General features: G+C 57.1%; 1 protein-coding gene. It reads right to left on the bottom strand.

The window, feature by feature from the left end:
- Positions 1-13: 13 nt before the first annotated feature.
- Positions 14-1,210 (bottom strand): M24 family metallopeptidase (locus tag IVB27_RS22990; RefSeq protein WP_345946908.1); only part of this gene is annotated, 1,197 nt, incomplete at its 5' end.

Raw genomic sequence — 1,210 nt, 5'->3', positions numbered from 1 at the left:
GAGGTGCTCAGAATCAGACGCGATGGAGCGTACGCGGTGTGCTGGTCAGGCTTTTCGCCCCTCGCTCGGTTACCAACAGATGATCGCTGCATCCGATAATGTTTCCGTTCTCGCCAAATAACATGATGGGCATGTGCAAAGTCATCCCCGGCTTAAGGATGTCCTTGACACCTGGCACCATGTCCATATTTCCGCGCTCCGACCAGTTAATGCCGGTTTGGTATCCTGCCTTATTCCGAAAGGCCCCTGGGCGCCCGGAGCGCTCGATCACCTTCCGTACAGTCGCATCCACCTCTTCGGCTGCGACGCCCGGCTTGATCATGTTAATCGCTGTATCCAAGGCCTCATTGGACAGGGCGAGCAGAGATTCGACCTCGGAATGCCGACCAACGACAGCTGTACGGACTAGCCCCGCCGCATAGCCGAATTTGATGCCGCCTATTTCGGTCACGGCCGGCTCGTTGAGATTGATGGGATGGTCCGCCGGGAAACCGTGAGCCAGTCTTGTCCGCTCGCCGAAAACCAAGGAAACCAACCTGAGTTCCTCGCCGCCAGCCTTCTTGACCGCGGCTTGCATGGCAGCCCACGTCTCAGCCTCAGTGACACCATTCCGCAGCGTCTCCCGGAACGAGCTCACGGCCACCTCGGTCATGGCCATCGCATCCCGCATCGCGTCGAGCTCGAGCTCGCTTTTTATCGCGGCGACAGACCCGACTAGTTCTGTCGCATCGAAGACTGCAATTCCAGGAAGCTCCGCTTCCAGCTTGTAGACATCGGATGGCGTGAGATTCCAGCAGCGGAGCTCAATACCAATTCGCTTGTTCTGCAGTCCATATCGTCGAAGGACATCGCCGCATACCTTCGCGAAATCGCGCTCTTGGGTGTAGGTGACAATTTCGTGAACGCAGCTATATGCGCGAACTGTCTGGGCCTCGTACTCTCGGACGACATATGTGGGAGCGCGTCCTGGCGCCAAGATCAATGGGAACGGCCCAAAGTAACTTCCGCCTCCATAGTAGCCTGTTAGGTACTGAGCGTGCCCTAGAGCGGTCACCAAAAGTCCATCGAGGTGCGCACCTGCGACTGCCTCAAGCACGTTCTGCTGTCGGCGCTCGTATTCCGCCCTTGGGAAAGGAACACCAGTAAATGGAATCACTGAGCTTATCTGGTTCATATAGTTCTCCATGGAGGGTCTAGAGACGCACACCTG

The organism is Bradyrhizobium sp. 197, assembly GCF_023073375.1.
Taxonomy (GTDB): domain Bacteria; phylum Pseudomonadota; class Alphaproteobacteria; order Rhizobiales; family Xanthobacteraceae; genus Bradyrhizobium.
The sequence above is the reverse complement of the archived record's forward strand: the minus strand, read 5'-3'. Positions and strand labels throughout refer to the sequence as shown.